At 46.2% G+C, this 16260-nt stretch carries 11 protein-coding genes; 6 read left to right on the top strand and 5 right to left on the bottom strand.

Annotated features, from left to right (window positions below):
- The first annotated feature begins 89 nt into the window (after positions 1 to 89).
- Together WA381_RS16055 and WA381_RS16050 are read left to right on the top strand one after the other, a co-directional pair.
- Positions 90 to 3344 (top strand): VPS10 domain-containing protein, encoded by a 3255-nt coding sequence (locus tag WA381_RS16055; protein ID WP_156086732.1) that lies wholly within the window; start codon positions 90 to 92, stop codon positions 3342 to 3344.
- A 159-nt stretch (positions 3345 to 3503) separates the two neighbouring features.
- Positions 3504 to 5519, top strand: coding sequence for a TonB-dependent receptor (locus WA381_RS16050; protein ID WP_231506537.1), 2016 nt, complete (start codon positions 3504 to 3506; stop codon positions 5517 to 5519).
- Here WA381_RS16050 and WA381_RS16045 read toward each other — a convergent pair.
- A complete protein-coding gene (locus tag WA381_RS16045; protein WP_156086731.1) occupies positions 5514 to 6071 on the bottom strand; it encodes a PepSY domain-containing protein in 558 nt (185 codons plus the stop codon). The two genes, WA381_RS16050 and WA381_RS16045, sit on opposite strands and share 6 nt — an antisense overlap.
- Before the next feature lie 113 nt (positions 6072 to 6184).
- Positions 6185 to 7228, bottom strand: coding sequence for a hypothetical protein (locus tag WA381_RS16040; protein WP_156086730.1), 1044 nt, complete (start codon positions 7226 to 7228; stop codon positions 6185 to 6187).
- Between WA381_RS16040 and WA381_RS16035 the strand changes: the two genes are divergently transcribed.
- From WA381_RS16035 to WA381_RS16025, 3 genes are all read left to right on the top strand, one after another.
- Positions 7227 to 8585, top strand: coding sequence for a radical SAM protein (locus WA381_RS16035; RefSeq protein WP_156086729.1), 1359 nt, complete (start codon positions 7227 to 7229; stop codon positions 8583 to 8585). The two genes, WA381_RS16040 and WA381_RS16035, sit on opposite strands and share 2 nt — an antisense overlap.
- A 10-nt stretch (positions 8586 to 8595) precedes the next feature.
- Positions 8596 to 10392 carry a DUF1223 domain-containing protein gene (locus tag WA381_RS16030; protein ID WP_156086728.1) on the top strand — a complete coding sequence of 599 codons (1797 nt, stop codon included), beginning with the start codon at positions 8596 to 8598 and terminating at the stop codon, positions 10390 to 10392.
- A gap of 123 nt (positions 10393 to 10515) precedes the next feature.
- Positions 10516 to 11445 (top strand): dienelactone hydrolase family protein, encoded by a 930-nt coding sequence (locus tag WA381_RS16025; RefSeq protein WP_156086727.1) that lies wholly within the window; start codon positions 10516 to 10518, stop codon positions 11443 to 11445.
- A gap of 38 nt (positions 11446 to 11483) precedes the next feature.
- Here the strand turns inward: WA381_RS16025 and WA381_RS16020 are convergent, their stop codons facing one another.
- From WA381_RS16020 to WA381_RS16010, 3 genes are read right to left on the bottom strand one after another with little or no spacing between them, the layout of a single operon-like run.
- Positions 11484 to 13697 (bottom strand): xanthine dehydrogenase family protein molybdopterin-binding subunit, encoded by a 2214-nt coding sequence (locus tag WA381_RS16020; RefSeq protein WP_156086726.1) that lies wholly within the window; start codon positions 13695 to 13697, stop codon positions 11484 to 11486.
- On the bottom strand, positions 13684 to 14709 hold the full coding sequence (locus tag WA381_RS16015) for an FAD binding domain-containing protein (RefSeq protein WP_156086725.1): 1026 nt from the start codon (positions 14707 to 14709) through the stop codon (positions 13684 to 13686). The genes WA381_RS16020 and WA381_RS16015 overlap by 14 nt, the downstream gene beginning before the upstream one ends.
- The gene (locus WA381_RS16010; RefSeq protein WP_039228167.1) at positions 14709 to 15218 is read right to left on the bottom strand and encodes a (2Fe-2S)-binding protein; all 510 of its coding nucleotides are present in this window, start codon (positions 15216 to 15218) and stop codon (positions 14709 to 14711) included. Before WA381_RS16010 ends, WA381_RS16015 begins: the two co-directional genes overlap by 1 nt.
- 243 nt (positions 15219 to 15461) lie before the next feature.
- On the opposite strand from WA381_RS16010, the gene WA381_RS16005 reads away from it, so the two are divergent.
- The gene (locus WA381_RS16005; RefSeq protein ID WP_061486994.1) at positions 15462 to 16112 is read left to right on the top strand and encodes a DUF1456 family protein; all 651 of its coding nucleotides are present in this window, start codon (positions 15462 to 15464) and stop codon (positions 16110 to 16112) included.
- The last annotated feature ends 148 nt before the right edge of the window (positions 16113 to 16260 follow it).

Here is a 16260-nt window from a genome sequence, read left to right as displayed (position 1 = left end):
TTTAAGCATTTATTAGTAATGCTATAGAGTGATAGTACTACAAATTAAAAAAGGGTTTTGAGCCCTATCAAACACACTGGATAACAATAATGAAAAAGCTTCTTAAAGCGGCAGTTGCTGTATCAGTTGCACTTGCGTGCACCCCCGCCTTTGCAGACAAAAACGACAAGAATGAAGTCTTCAGCAGTTCAACATTCAAAGCCATGGAGCTGAGAAATATTGGGCCTGCGTACATGTCTGGGCGTATCGCTGATATCGCAGTCGATCAGAACAATCCCTCAACATGGTACACCGCGGTGGGCTCGGGTGGCGTGTGGAAAACTACCAACGCGGGTACGACCTGGACTCCAATTTTCGACGACCAGCCAGTTTACTCCATTGGTGACGTGACCATTGCGCCAAGCAACTCAAATATTATTTGGGTAGGAACGGGCGAAAATAATGGTGGCCGTCACATTAGCTTTGGCGACGGTGTATATAAATCGCTAGATGGCGGTCAAACCTGGAAGAATATGGGTCTGAAGAAGTCAGAGCACGTTTCTGACATTATTATTCACCCTACAAATCCAGATATTGTATGGGTATCTGCCCAAGGGCCATTGTGGAGTGGCGGCGGCGAGCGTGGGCTTTATAAGACGACCGATGGCGGTGAAACGTGGAAGCAAGTGCTTAAGCCAGCTGACGAATGGACCGGGGTAACATCACTACTTATTGACCCGCGTAACCCAGACAAACTTTATGCTGCAACGTGGGCGCGTCAGCGTTCAATTGGTGCCTATGTGGGAACGAACGAAGGCGCAGGTATCCATACTTCCAGCGACGGAGGCGAAACCTGGACTGAACTTAAAACAGGTTTACCACAAGGCAACATGGGTAAAATTGGTATGGCTATATCACCCATGAACCCAGATGTGATTTATGCCACCATTGAAACCGATAATCGCGGTGGTGGCTTCTACCGTTCAGCCGACCAAGGTGCTAGCTGGACTAAAATGTCAGATGAAGTAGGCGGTGGTACAGGTCCTCACTACTATCAGGAAATATTCGCTGACCAACATCAATTTGACCGTGTTTATATTGCCAGTAACTACAGCAAAGTGTCGGATGACGGCGGCAAAACGTGGACGCCCATCAACACTAAACGCAAGCACGTAGACGACCACGCCATGGCGTTCCATCCTACCGCCCCAGATTTCGTATTGATGGGATCCGATGGTGGTATTTATATGTCTCACGACAGAATGGCGAATTGGCGCTTTATGGCGAACCTTCCATTAACCCAGTTCTATAAAGTAGCGCCAGATGACTCTAAACCATTTTATAAGATCTACGCTGGCGCACAGGATAATTCCACCCAAGGCGGTCCTTCGCGCACTATGCGTGAAGAGGGGATAAAGAACAAAGATTGGTTCTTAACCTTGGGCGGTGATGGGCACGGCCCAGCGGTAGAGCCTGGTAACCCTGACATTATGTATTCGCAGTGGCAGCAAGGAAATTTGGTGCGTGTCGATACGACTACCCGAGAAGGGGTGTATGTTAAGCCTCAGCCACTACCAGGCGACCCTGCAGAGCGGTTTAACTGGGATGCGCCGATTAATGTATCTGCACATGATCCTGCGCGTATCTATTTTGCCTCACAGCGGGTTTGGCGAAGTGATGATCGCGGTGACAGTTGGACGGCAGTGTCGGGTGATCTCACTAAAAACGGCAATCGCATGCATTCGCCACTTATGGGGCGCACGTGGTCAGTAGAAGCCGGCTGGGACCTGTATGCCATGACAGAGTTTCATACCATTGCCAACTTTGCTGAGAGCCCAGTAGATGAAAATATTCTGTGGGCAGGTACCGACGACGGTATTATCCAAGTGACCACTAATGGTGGTAAATCTTGGAAAAAGATTGAGCTAGATGACATTAAGGGCATTCCAGCCAACTCTTACGTGAACGATATTCGCGCAGATTTGTTTGATCCCAATACGGTGTACGTTGCCCTTGATAATCATAAATATGGTGATTACAAACCTTACTTAATCAAGTCGACTAATTTAGGGAAAAGCTGGACTTCATTAGCTGATGATTTACCTGAAAAGCACTTAGTGTGGCGTATTGTACAAGACCACGTAAATAAGGATTTATTGTTTATCGGTACTGAATTCGGTGTGTTTTTCTCGGTAGATGGCGGTAAAGACTGGGTTGAGTTAGACGGTGGTATGCCGACCATCTCAACCCGCGATGTGAAAATTCAACGTCGCGAGAATGACTTAGTCGCAGGTACGTTTGGTCGCGGTATCTACATACTTGATGATTATGCGCCGCTGCGTTCATTAACCGAGAAGTCGATGCAAAAAGACGCCATCTTGTTCGCGCCAAGTCGACCGGTTAAGTGGTTCCAGTTAGATGATAATCACACAGACTCTGATGGTGACGATCGCTTTGTCGCCGAGAACCCCGAGCACGGTGCAACCTTCACCTACTATTTGAAAGACAGTCTGCTAACGGCCAAAGAAAAGCGCCAAGAAGCCGAAAAGAAACTTATAGAAGACAAAAAGTACCCTAAGTATCCAAGCTGGGAAGCGGTTGAAGCTGAAAACCAAGAAGCTGCCCCAGCAGTGTATGTCGAAGTACGCGACAGTGATGGTGACTTAGTGAAGCGTGTAGAAGGTAACACAAAGAAAGGCTTACACCGTATTACCTGGGATATGAAATATTCACTCACTATTCCGCTTACTGACAAAGACAGCAAGAACAATGGACTCATGGCGCTACCAGGCAGCTATACCGCGACGTTATTTAAGCGAGAAGGCTCCACGGTAACAGCGCTTTCTGAGCCAGCGTCATTTGTATTGGAATCTATCTACGACGGCGCGCTGAAAGGTGCTACGCATGCTGAAATTGAAGCATATGGTAATGCGGTGAACGATGCGCAAAAACGTGCATTATCATCGACGACTGTACTGAAGCAATTAAAAGAAACCATGGACCTTTTGCGTACCGCGATTGATCGCACGCCAAGTGATGTGAACAGTCTTGAAGCGCAATACGCTGCTATTCAAGATGAAATTAACGGGGTAAACAAAGTTCTGTTTGGCCTTTCATCTCGCGATAAAATGGGTATTAAGCCTGCAAATGTGTTGAGCCGATTGAGCTATGCCCGTTCTGCACTAGGGTCTTCTTACGGACCAACACAGCAGCATAAAGGCCAGCTCGGTTACGCCAACGATGGTCTAGATGATGTAGTGAAACGAATCGGTACATTGCAGCAGCGTACTGTACCATCACTTCAACAAGCGGTGATTGATGCTGGTGGACCGTGGACTACGGGTCTTCCTGTAATCGCCAAATAGCGGTAATTAATCATCATTTTGCTTAGTACGCGGCGGTAGTTTTACTGCCGCGTTTTTCATTTTCTTTGCCAACTTTTTCGGTGCACACTTATTTTCACAGGTATGTATCGCGTAGTGAGATCATCATTGTTTTCTTTTTTGCTAGATTCAAGTTTTTCAGTGTCTTCTAAATCCTCGTCTGGTTTATCGGTATCTATTGCTGCACTACCTTTACTGCTTACATCATCTTTTAGCGTTGCCCAAGGTGCACCGCTCAACGAGGTAGAGCGCTACACAGTAACGGCTGCACGACCCTATTACGACGAGACGCTTTCGCGCATTTTTCCGCAATATGAGTTTGATAAAAGTGGCCTAGTAGCGCCGTTACATACCAATGATGTCTTACTTCAATCTCCTTCTGTGTCGTTAAATGGGCAGGGCGGGCAAATACAAAGCATCAGTATCCGAGGGTATTCGCGGTGGCGAATTCAAACCCTGCTAGACGGCGTACCGATTGTGAGCGACAGGCGGGCAGGGTCTAGCATAGGCTTTATTCCACCTGACTTTATTTCAACAGTATCTGTGTTACCGGGCGCCGCTTCCACTTACCTAGGCTCGGGAGCGATAGGTGGCGCGGTGAACTTGCATTTTGGGGAAATTCAAAAGCCTCACCTACGCGTTGGCTACAGCAGCAATCAACAAATGAAGGCGCTGAGCTATGCTGGCAGCACACGCCGTGCAGACAATAGCAACAGCCTAACTGAAGAGAGCGAGACAGACTGGAACATTTCATACAGAAGCGCCGACAATGGAGAAGATGCGAATGGGGGCTCGCTGTTTGATCAATTCGAACAATCAGGGCTATTTGTTAGACACAGGCCGGTAGATAGCGTCATAAAAGAGGCGTGGACGCTTTATTCTGATAATAACGACATTGGTAAGTCGAGCAGTGACTTCCCAGAAAGCAGAATAACCACCTACCCGGACAACACGCACTGGCTTGGCAAAATAGCGTTTGAAAGTCATCTATTTACTGGAAATGTCTGGTGGCATAAATCTAGCCTAGAAACCTCGGTGTTGCGACCAGAAAGCCGCATCAACGACAGCGAAAACAAGGCGTTTGACTATGGGTTTAACATAAGCACAGATACGCAGCTGAAAGACTGGGATTTGAACTGGCAGCTGCAAGTTACTGGTCGAGACGGCGTAGTGGCAGATGAGAGAGAATTCACATTAACACCAGCGGAAAGCGCGTTACCTGACACCACATCGCCCCGTTTCATAACAAACGCATTTGAAGCAGAGCTTGCCTATGAAGTGCGTACTCTCGATGCAAGGGAGATTACTACCGCAGCGGTTGCTGATGCCTCACGACAGTGGCAAAGCTTGTCGCTCGCCCTTGGCGCACGGGTTGACTGGCAGCGCCAGTCTGATGATTCAGATGCCAATACATTCCAATCTAGCACTGCTCAGACTAACACTAATCTAAGCGGGTATTTAGGCGCAAATTATCAGCTTTCTCAGCATTGGGCGGCCGGTATGTATGTGTCTAGCGCGTTTCGAAATCCTTCTTTAACTGAACGTTTCTTCGCTGGCGAAACGCCTCGCGGTACTGTGTTGGGCAGCCTCAAACTTGAAACAGAGCAAGCGTTAAATATGCAAGCCAGTGTTGCTTACAGCAGTGAGCAACTGCAAGGCTCGATTGAGGTGTTTAATCAGAAAATTGATAACTATATTGAACGCATTATGGTTGCTGAAGATGTGCTTCAATATTCTAATTTAGACAGTGCAACGATAGAGGGGGTGAGCTATCAACTTAGTTGGCAATCGCACAATGACGCAATAGACGCTCGACTTAGCGGAATGTGGATTAGCGGTGAAGACGATTTGGGTAATAGCATCGCAGATATACCTGCAAACAGTCAGAGGCTTGATTTAGGCGTTCAATGGCAAGCTGTGCGGTTTTTTACGGTATTTGCCTATCGTGCAAGTAAGACGGATATTGCTGACGGAGAGCGAGCTCTTGATGAGGTATTTACGCTGGACATGGGCGCTGATTGGCAGTTACACGAGCGGGTTCAGCTTCAAGTTAGCTGGCGCAACTTAACCAATCAACAGTATTACACCAGTGCCGATGACAAAGCGGCATTTGCGCAGGGCGAAAGTGTTCAACTGGCGATAACTTATCCGTTATGAGTTGTTTAAGGGCTGACGAAATTTGTTCTTTCGATATTTACTTTTCATGGTGGTGTACAGCATGACAAGGCCAGTTACCCACAGCACAAAAAGCAATAGGGCAGCGGGCAAAAACAGCCATAGCTTAGCGCCCTCAAAGAACCAACTACCGTCATGAATAGCTTCAATGGTGTCTGTGCGTCGGTACGCAACCTGAAGTACATCACCATTTTGTGCATTCAGTTGAACTTCCCAATGGTTCTTCCCTCGCACTTTAATGATGCCTTTTGTGGGGCGCACGTCTAATCGGTCTATATCTTCCCAGCTGTTTAAATTAACCTCAGGCACTTGTTTTACAGCGTGTAGCACGTCGTCGAAGGAAATCGTAGGCCCGTTGGTTTGGGTATTCTGCACTTTTTGTGTTGGTGGTTGGATCCAGTCGAATTCTTTTTTAACCTGCAATAATAAACCGCTCGCAATAACAATGATCACAGGAATAAAAATAACCAGCGACAGCCACAAGTGAATACTGCGGCTGTATTTGCGACTGTTCTTGCGAAAGGAACCGGACATGAAACAACACTAATACTAAAACAATGAAAACATTGCTCACTATACGGTAATCTCAATAGGCAGTAAAAACACTCTAACGCGAGGTTTACCCATTTAAACGGAATTGCTTAGCGTCATTTGATTGCAGGGTGATTAAAGTGAAGTTTCGTGTCGCAGGTAAGGGAGGCCACAGATTCAGTCAATGTCATTTCACCTATCTCTTGCCATTGGGCTTTATCTATCCCTGCATCGTTAAAATTGGCAGCAGATAAAACCCAAGATAGCGTCTTATTTGGGTAATGCTGCAACGACAATTCATCCCTAAAATCATCTTTATTCACTAGCGGTGTATCAGGTTTTAACGACGCTTTTAGCCAGTAAGGACCTTGCCTCACGTTATTCGCTATTTCGTCGTTGGGGAGCAATACTTCTGCCAAATGTGAAACAGATCTGAAACGCGCATTCGCATTTTTTCCGCTAAACGCTTGATCTGCTTCTTCAAGATCGCTTTCCAAGCGATAAGCGGTGAGTAATTGACTGAAAGGCGGCAATTCGCCCAGAGCGGGCTCGTTGGTCATAGGTAAGTTGGCCACGTGCTGGGTTTTAGTGCCACCCAGCGAGTGCATTAAAAATATGTTTTCAGTAACCGTACTTTGGGTATTGGGGAAAAGCTTGATTGCCATACCAAAAGCACGCTTATCTCGCTGCTTTGTGCCGCTTAAGCTGACTGACGCTCTTACGATAACCGGCACGTTTGTGCGTGCTTGAAAAAGCCCGGAGTAAGGGCTGCTGTGATTAATTTTCCATGTGCCAGCGAAGCAAATACCATTAGCTTGAAGTAGCTTATGCTTGGTACCTAATTCTATAAAATTTGCGTTGGAAGAAAGGGTTCTTTTAGCGTGACTTAGCAGCAGGTTTTCACCGTCAGCATCGAAGTGTTTCCGCGACACTGCATATTGCGGTAGCGCCGAATAGGGATCTGAAAAAACACGGCTTTTTACTTCTTCGAACGAAGTCGACGTTGTTGTGAATAGCGATTGGTTTTCAGTTGTATCAGAAGAAGCGAGTGCGTTGCATGACAATAAAACTAGTGCAAAAAAACGGCACGCCGTGAAAGTATTTTTATATGTAATAGGTCTTTGTTGATACTGTGTAGTTCGAAAAAGGCGCATTGACATGGCGTGCTCCCCTGGTATCACTAGAAATCAACAACTTCTTCATACCCAAAAACGCATGGGTGAACATTTCACCCCAAATCAGCTGCTGGGCCGCACGCACACCATAGGTTGTGTTGCTGTTGAAATCACGCAAAAGTGTAATCTTGATTGCACCTTATGCTATTTATCTGAGCATTCGCAAGCGGTTCGCGACATTCCCATTCAAGAAGTGATTAAGCGATTAGACAATGTCTTTCCTCACTATGGTCCTGGTACCAGTGTACAAATAACCGGTGGTGACCCTACGTTAAGAAAGCGCAGCGAGCTAATTGAAATTGTCGAATATGCCAATAAGCTCGGCTTACACACTGCACTGTTTACCAACGGTATTGCAGCTTCCCGTGACCTGCTTGCAGCTTTAGCTAAAGTTGGCTTAAACGATGTCGCTTTTCACGTTGATACCACCCAAGAACGTAAAGGTTTCCCTGATGAAGCATCGCTAAATGCTATTCGCGAAGAATACATAGAACGGGCCAAAGGCTTGGGGCTTATGATTATTTTTAACACCACCGTGCACACCGATAATTTCAAAGAATTGCCCATGCTGGTGGATTTTTTTGTGCAGCATGCAGACGCCGTAAGTTTCGCCTCATTTCAGCTACAGGCAGAAACAGGCCGAGGGGAATGGGGAGCAAGAGCTGATGTAATTGACCCCGTAACGGTGAAAGCCGCTATAGAAAAAACAATTAGCAAAGCGCTGCCGTGGGAAAAAGTACGTATTGGGCATAACGACTGTCATAGCTACATGCCAACGTTAGTGGCTGATAAACAGGTTTATTCCGTCGTTGATGATGCACACTTATTTGCGCAGTTCATTGAGGATTTTAAGCACATACAAACAACCCGGCAGCACGGCACGGCACAGATCATATGGGATTACAGTAAAGCACTGCTTGCTAGGCCAAAGTGGATTTGGAAGCTTGCAAAAGCGACCTCATTGAAGCTGTTTGAAATGCGTAGCAGCCTTTTCAAAAGCAAAGGACGTGTGCACAAACTGTCGTTTTTTGTTCAAAATTTTATGGATGCCAACGCCCTTCAGCAAGACAGAATTGATGCGTGTTCATTCATGGTTATGACCGCAGATGGTCCCATCTCTATGTGCAAGCACAACGCCGAGCGCGATGAACATATATTGAAACCTCTGACATATACCGACCGCCATGGGCAGAAAAAGCAGTACCAGCCATTGGGAGAACGTTACAAACAAAATAATGTAATACCCATTCGCGAAATCCCAGATACAGCTACACCTAGTTTGCTGTCAGCAAATGCGCTTAGTACAAATGGCAAGCGTCACCATCCAGCCAAAAGCGTGTAAGGAGAAAATCATGAAGCCTCGCCGATTTCCTCAATTCGGGAGTGTGTTAGCCATTATCTTGTCCATGCTGCTGTTGTATATTTTACCAGCTGCCAACAGTAGCCAGGCGTCTGATAAGCAGATAATTGACTACAGTGTTGAAACCGCAGCGATAAAAGAGCTTAAGCTAGCCTATCGAAAAGCATCGCAAGACTGGGAATATGTACTCCAACACTATGTAGATGAGCAGGGGCGAACCGATTTCAAAGGGTTATCTAAAGATATAGCGCCCCTCGAAAACGTCATTAATTTTATTAGTTTTGCTAGCCCTGAAATGACCCCTGAATTGTTTGACTCACCACAATCCATAATGGCCTATTACATCAATAGCTATAATGCGTTAGCCATGTACGGTGTCATTGAAAAAGGTATTCCCGATGGCTTTACCAGTTTTTTTTCACGAGCAGCTTTTTTCAAGTTTCGCGATGTGGTGATTGGCGGTAAAGTCACAAATTTATATGATTTTGAAAACGATGTAATTAGACCGCTTAACGAGCCCAGAGCCCACTTCGCGCTTAACTGCATGGTAAAAGATTGCCCAAGGCTACCGCAAACGCCGTTTTACGCAGAAACCTTAGACGACACCCTTGAGCAAGCCACCCGCGAGTTCTTTGGGAGTAAGGAACACTTTTACTTTGATGACGAACGCAAGCGCGTGTACGTTTCGGAAATCCTCGATTTTTATACTGAAGACTTTGTCGCTTCAGGAAAAGCAAAGGACTTACCTCAATACATTAACCAGTATCTAGCCGAACCTATTCCTAAGAATTATAAACTGCGGTTCATTGATTATGACTGGCGTATCAATGCGCAACCGGAAAAACCGAAGGTTTCAACATCTACAAATAGCGACGTTGATAATGCTTCAAGTCAAGCCACAACGAACCCCATAGTTAAAGCTGCCCTTACTCTGCATTCTAACGAAAGCAAAGTGTCAGGTTCAGCCCATGCACTAGCGTCAGAATCAGCGCTATTAACTACGCTGTCATCTACGCCGCTGCTAGAAACAGACGTAGCGACAGACGTAGCCATGACCGAATCAACAGACGTGCCCTTTATACTTACCAGTTCGCCCAACCAAACAATCGTCTTGGAACTTTATACATCCCAAGGTTGCAGCAGCTGTCCGCCTGCGGAAAAATGGATTTCAGGGTTTGTAGAGAGCGATAAATTATGGACAGAACTGGTTCCCATAAACTTTCACGTGGACTACTGGGATTATCTAGGCTGGAAGGATCCATTTGCTGACAGTACTTTTAGTAAACGGCAGCGAGACTACAAGCGTGTAGGCAAAGCAAACACCATTGCCACGCCAGGTTTTGCTTTAAATGGTCGTGCTTGGAATGGATGGTTTCGGGGGCAGTCGTTACCTAACCGAGTCGCCCCTCTGTCTGGTGCGCTTCATGCTTCGGTTCAAAACAACATCGTTGATGTGTCCTTCAACAATACCAACAGAAGTACATCGAACACGCTAGTTGTTCACGCTGCGTTAATTGGCTTTGGCATAGAAACCTCGGTCAAGCGGGGAGAAAACGCTGGGCGTAAACTCACTCACGACTTTATAGTAGTCGATTATGAAAACGCGTTATTGAGTAGCAACGGCGACAATGCTCATACTCAGCAATATGTGGCTAGTCTGCCCTTGCCCAGTAATACTCATATAAAAGCCAAAAAACACGCCCTCGTTGTTTGGGTCTCTGATACTAACGACCCCTCGCCACTTCAAGTTGCCGCGTCTTGGTGGTTACAAGGTTCTGAGTCTATGTGACGTAGATAGTTATTGTTTTAAAAATGAATTGCGCTTTGCTTTCTTAGTTATCCCACGTAGAGTAGATGTTATCGACAATTTTCGGAGCACGGGGTTTGTGCTACCACATTAGGGTTAAAACAGATGAAGCGAAACAACACCCCAAAACCGCAAAAATTATCGCAAGAAGCATCACTTAGTATCCCTCAAGAAGCGTTTGATTGGTACGATGAATACGCCCACGGGGACATAGACCGTCGAACGTTTTTAACCAGGCTTGCTTCGCTTTCAGTTGCAGGTTTGACCGTGAGCGCTATTGGTGGCGCACTGATCCCTGACTATGCCAAAGCAGAACAGGTTTCGTTTAACGACCCTGCAATTAAAGCGACTTACGAAGTTTTTTCCTCGCCCAAAGGCCATGGTGAAGGCGGCGGTTATTTAGTGCAGCCCACTAGTCTGCCGGAATCTGGCGTTGCGCCTTGCGTTTTAGTGGTACACGAAAATCGCGGGCTTAACCCTTATATAAAAGACGTAGCCAGAAGGCTCGCTATGCAAGGCTATGTAGCGTTTGCACCTGACGCGCTGTTTCCGTTAGGTGGCTACCCGGGAAATGATGACGATGGTCGTGCTATGCAAAAGAGCCTTGATAAGGACAAGATAGAACAAGATATGGTAGCGGCAGCACTGTGGTTAAAAGAGCACGAAAAAACCACAGGCAAGCTTGGTGTAGTAGGTTTTTGCTTTGGTGGGTATATTGCTAATTTTCTAGCAGCCAGCATACCTGACAAGGTGGACGCTGCTGTTCCTTTCTACGGGACCCCAGCGAAACAGCCCTTAGTCGATCAAGTAAAAGGCCCTTTATTGATTCACTTTGCTGAAAACGATAAGCGAGTGAATGCGACATGGGAGGAATACAAAGTAGTATTAGAAAAAAATGCTGCTGAGTACGAGGCCTTTACTTACGCTAAAGCACAGCATGGCTTTCACAACGATTCAACAAGTCGTTATAGTCCCAAAGATGCTGAACTAGCGTGGCGTCGAACGGTAGACTTTTTTGATAGCCATTTGAAATAGTAAAATGTGAAGCGGCCTTGTTAGGCCGCTTTTTTTGCTTAGTTTTTACCTGCGATTATTTTATCCATGGTAATGGGGAAGTCTCGTACTCTCACTTTGCATGCATCATAAATTGCGTTAGCGATGGCGGCGCCTGCTCCAGTAATGCCTAGTTCACCAATACCTTTTGCACCCACTGGCGATGCGGCATAATCTGCCTCTTGTAAGAAATCCAGGCTAACTTCGGCAATGTCCCGATTGACTGCCACATGATATTCACCAAAATCTGGATTTACAAAGCTTGCCGTGTCTCTATGGTGATAGATCCCTTCAGTAAGTGCGTAGCCAGCGCCCCATACCATTCCCCCTTTTATTTGAGATGCAGCTGTTTTCATATTCAAGATTTGCCCCGCGCTGAACATACCGTATTGGCGAAGTAGCCTAACTTCACCCGTGTATTCATCTACCTCTACTTCCGCGAAATGAGCGCCACATGAATACTGCTCATCATCGCTGGTGTCATCTTCGGATACGCTACCGGTTGCTGATATGGGGAATTCGCTGTCGGACATAAAGTTGGCGAGTAATACCGGACTACTTACTTCATCATCATCACCTTGTGCAAACGAGACTAACTTTATTTGCCCATCTAAAATTTGTACTTCAGCTTGGCTAAGAGCTGGGGGCAACGCACTTTTTATGCTATCGATAAGCGCTTCACAGGCTTTTTTAACCGCCGAACCAGAGCTTGCTGCGCCAAATGAGCCACCTGAACCACATGAAGCAGGGTAGCGGCTATCACCGAGTTTTACTGTGACATTGTCTACCGACGTATTTAAAGTATCGGCGGCAATTTGTGTGAGAATAGTGTAGGTGCCTGTACCAATATCTGTCATATCAGTGCGAACCGTTACCTCACCGGTAGCACTCAATTCCACTTCAGCGGAACTTTCCACCAGCACATTCATACGCATAGCACTCGCTACGCCATGGCCGATTTGTTTACCCGGTGTGGGCTGTGTTTTATGCTGCCACTTGAAGTTTTGCGCGCCTTGACGAAGGCACTCACCTAAGTTGTGGGTGGTAAACCGCGTGCCTTTCATAGGGTGAACTACCGGCAGGTTTTTTATGCGAAACGTAAGCGGGTCGACACCAGCTTCGTGGGCAAGTTCATCAATGGCCGATTCAAAAGCAAGGGAGCCAATGGCGTCTCCAGGAGAACGGGTAGAGTCGATAAGCGGCAGGTCTACGTCTTTGACCCTATGCGTACTTTCAATGAACTGAGATTTATAGGTAACCCGTGCGCCAGCCCCTGTTGCTTCGGCAAACTCATAGCCCTTGGCTTTTGGCATAGCGCTTTTGTGTTGTACGCTTAACAGTGCATGATCATCACCAGAAGCAAGGCTGATTTTCTGTATGCTGTGCCCTCGATGAGGGGTGTTATAAAAGACCTGACGCCTGCTTAACACCACTTTGACAGCCCGCTCTAAATACCTGGCCCCTATACAAGCGAGCGTTGCATCGTAATGAAGACCTAGCTTAGAGCCAAACCCGCCACCTACAAAGGGGCTCTGCACTACGATGTCTGCTTCATCCATTTCAAGCGTAATCGCAAGCGCCTCAACAGCCGTCGCTATAATCTGAACGCTACAATAGACCTCAAGCTTTCCATCTTTAAAGTCGGCAACCGTGGCGTGAGGCTCCATAGCAGCAGAGATTTGGCTGGGTGTAGTATAAGTTTCGTTAATGCTTGCTTGGATATCACTTTGCTGCGGTTTATCACCGCTAGACGCATCTGCCTCAAACCCACCATCTAGCGACGCTGGTTTTTGCGTTGCATCATCGAATTCTGTCAGCAAATCTGGTATTTCACCGTCTATGGTGAAGGTTACTAGACTTGCGGCATAGCGTGCTTGCTCCAACGTATCAGCAATAACTAGAGCGACCGGCGCACCGAAATGACGAATGTTAGGTTCGTTAAGTACGGCGCGACTTTGAGTAAACCTGCTTTCATCTGCAGGCTTGCTAAATGGCTTAAGAGTACCTGCATTTTTATACGTGATAACTGCATGTACGCCTTCGGCCTGTTCCGCTTGCTCTGTATTAAGGGATGTGATTTTACCTACGGCAGTATCACTTGATACAACCCAGCCTATCAAAGGAGTGCGATCGCTCATATGCTCCGCAGCGTACCTTGCTTGACCTGACACCTTTGCTGAACCATCAACTCGATTAACTGGCGTCCCTACAGTTTTGGCATTATGCGTTGTCATATAAAGCTCCTTCATGTCCTGGGTGCTTTACCTGATGTTCTGCTAACTCTAAAAGCACTTTTGTTAACGTCCTGCGCAATAGTTCTGGTTTAAAGTCATTACTGCCAAACGTTTTTGCTTCGGATAACTCAGCTTCCGCGGCTTGCAATATGACTTCTTGGGTTGGTTCCGCGCCTTCAAGAACACTGATTGCTTTTTGCGGATACCAAGGCTTGGTGCCCACACCACCAAAGGCGAGAGAAAGGTCTTTAAAACGACCATCTTCAATTTTCAATCCAGCCGCAACAGAAACGAGTGCAAACGCATAGGAAGAACGGTCGCGTACTTTGTGATAGTACTGAGTACCGTTTGCTTTTTTCTTTATGCTGACATGGGTGATAAGTTCATCTTCGTCTAATTGGGTTTCTATGTGCGGCGTTTCGCCCGGCTCACAGTAGAAATCTCGTAGCGCGATTCGACGCGTTTTGCCATCAGGTTGCTGCGTATGTACCTGTGCGTTAAGCGCAATCATGGCTACGGCCATGTCGGAAGGGTGTGTGGCGATACAGCTCTCGCTAGTGCCAAATATGGCATGAATTCTATTCATGCTGTTATATGCGTTACAGCCAGTGCCTGGCTCTCGTTTATTACAGGCTTTTGTGGTGTCGTAAAAATAATAACAGCGGGTGCGTTGTAGCAAATTGCCTGCAGTGGTTGCCCTATTTCTAAGTTGAACTGTTGCACCGCTTAATAAAGCTTGCGCAAGTAAAGACACATTGGGCTGCGTGTGAGCGAACTTCGCTAAGTCAGAATTAGTCACCATGGCGCCAATATAATAGTAATTGTCATCTTCGCTGATAGTGTTAGCTTTATCCCATTTCGCAAGACTTACTAATGTTTTAGGCGTTTCTACCTGTAGTTTCATTAAATCTATTAGGTTTGTACCTCCGGCCAAAAAACGTGATCTTGTGTCCAGGGGCAGGCTACTCAACGGCTTTTCGCCGTTATAATGATGAAGAGTGAATGGCTGCATTATTGTCTCTCCAAAGCAATGACATCGGTTATAGCATCCACAATATTAGGGTAGGCGCCGCAGCGGCATAGGTTACCGCTCATGCGTTCGCTGATATCTTCTTTCAATGAAGCTTTACTGTGACGAGTTTGACTATAAGTAACTGCGCTAGGGTCTTCATTTTTCATTTCCCTAAGTAGGGATACGCCTGAACATATTTGACCAGATGTGCAATAGCCACACTGAAACGCGTCACGCTCGATAAAAGCTTTTTGCAGCGGATGAAGACTCTCACCTTCACCGATGCCTTCAATAGTTGTGACTTCAGCGCCTTCTAACTGGAATGCAAACACTAAGCATGCATTAATACGCTTGCCGTCAGCGATAACGGTACAAGCACCACATTGTCCGTGGTCACAACCTTTTTTGGTGCCAAAAAGTGATAAATGCTGGTGGAGAAAATCTAACAAAGTCGTTCGTGGATCATCGGGAAGACTGACGTCTCTCCCGTTGAGATTTAATGTTGCCATGGAAGTATCCTTCTACCAATGAGCTCAATTTCGGTACGCCGATGAAATGAGCGAAACCAGATGTACAATGTCGTTACGCCAAGTACGTTAATTTGGTTTCACTATGTGTTGGTAGAAATTACGCACCCGACAGCCAGCGATAGATGCAAATGGCCAAGTAGTGTAAAATATGCGAAAGCGCACGTAGCGCTACACTGTAATCCATACCAATTATTGGCTACTCCACTTTTCAGGCCCATTTTCATGATCCACAACGATGTTTTACGTCGCCTTCGTTATGCATTAGCTATCAACGATACCGCCGCCATAAGTATTTTTAAATTAGTGAACTACGACATGGAAATTGATTATTTACATGCTGTGATGAAGCGGGAAGGCGAAGAGGGCTATCTGCCGTGTCGCGATAAGATTATTGCGCTGTTTCTAGATGGATTGATTATTAAAAATCGTGGTCGTCAAGAAGGGCAAATGCCACAAGAGCTGGGGCCAAAAGAGCGATTAAGTAATAATGAAGTACTGCGCAAAATCCGTATTGCGATGAGTTATAAAGATGACGATATGATAGCGGTGCTTAAATTAGCAGACTTTAGAATGAGTAAAGGTGAGCTGTCGGCGTTTTTTAGAAAGCCAGACCATCGCAACTTTAAACCTGCTGGCGATCAAGTGGTTCGCAATTTGTTGCAAGGTATGGTGAAAAAATATCGACCGGAGTCCACGCGACAAACTTCGCATAAAAAATCAGATAGCTCAAGTACTTCTGGTACTAAGCCAAGCTCATTTAATAAAGGCGCTAGCAAACAAAAAGAAGCGGCTGGCAAAAACACCAATACTAAAGTGTCGCCAGTGAAAAAAAGTGATGCAGGTTCGGTTTGGGGAAAGCTCCCTAAAAAATAAAAGCGCTGTAAAAATAGGCGTTGAATAAAACGCATCTGAGGTAAAGCGCGTAAGAGGATAGACTAAGTGCTGTTGTGAAAAGAAAATTACCCCTCACTTCTATGCACTCGTTTTTAGGCAAAGCAAGATTGCCTTGCCTTAATTATCT

Source organism: Alteromonas sp. CH_MED4-4 (genome assembly GCF_037029575.1).
Lineage (GTDB): Bacteria > Pseudomonadota > Gammaproteobacteria > Enterobacterales > Alteromonadaceae > Alteromonas > Alteromonas macleodii.
This window is presented reverse-complemented; position numbering and strand designations above follow the sequence as displayed.

Bases quoted from the DNA above. Each gene is read 5' to 3' on its own strand.
- WA381_RS16015 (WP_156086725.1), bottom strand. From the start codon at position 14,709: ATGCAGCCATTCACTCTTCATCATTATAACGGCGAAAAGCCGTTGAGT.
- WA381_RS16005 (WP_061486994.1), top strand. From the start codon at position 15,462: ATGATCCACAACGATGTTTTACGTCGCCTTCGTTATGCATTAGCTATC.
- WA381_RS16055 (WP_156086732.1), top strand. From the start codon at position 90: ATGAAAAAGCTTCTTAAAGCGGCAGTTGCTGTATCAGTTGCACTTGCG.
- WA381_RS16035 (WP_156086729.1), top strand. From the start codon at position 7,227: ATGGCGTGCTCCCCTGGTATCACTAGAAATCAACAACTTCTTCATACC.
- WA381_RS16020 (WP_156086726.1), bottom strand. From the start codon at position 13,697: ATGACAACGCATAATGCCAAAACTGTAGGGACGCCAGTTAATCGAGTT.
- WA381_RS16040 (WP_156086730.1), bottom strand. From the start codon at position 7,228: ATGTCAATGCGCCTTTTTCGAACTACACAGTATCAACAAAGACCTATT.
- WA381_RS16030 (WP_156086728.1), top strand. From the start codon at position 8,596: ATGAAGCCTCGCCGATTTCCTCAATTCGGGAGTGTGTTAGCCATTATC.
- WA381_RS16010 (WP_039228167.1), bottom strand. From the start codon at position 15,218: ATGGCAACATTAAATCTCAACGGGAGAGACGTCAGTCTTCCCGATGAT.
- WA381_RS16045 (WP_156086731.1), bottom strand. From the start codon at position 6,071: ATGTCCGGTTCCTTTCGCAAGAACAGTCGCAAATACAGCCGCAGTATT.
- WA381_RS16025 (WP_156086727.1), top strand. From the start codon at position 10,516: ATGAAGCGAAACAACACCCCAAAACCGCAAAAATTATCGCAAGAAGCA.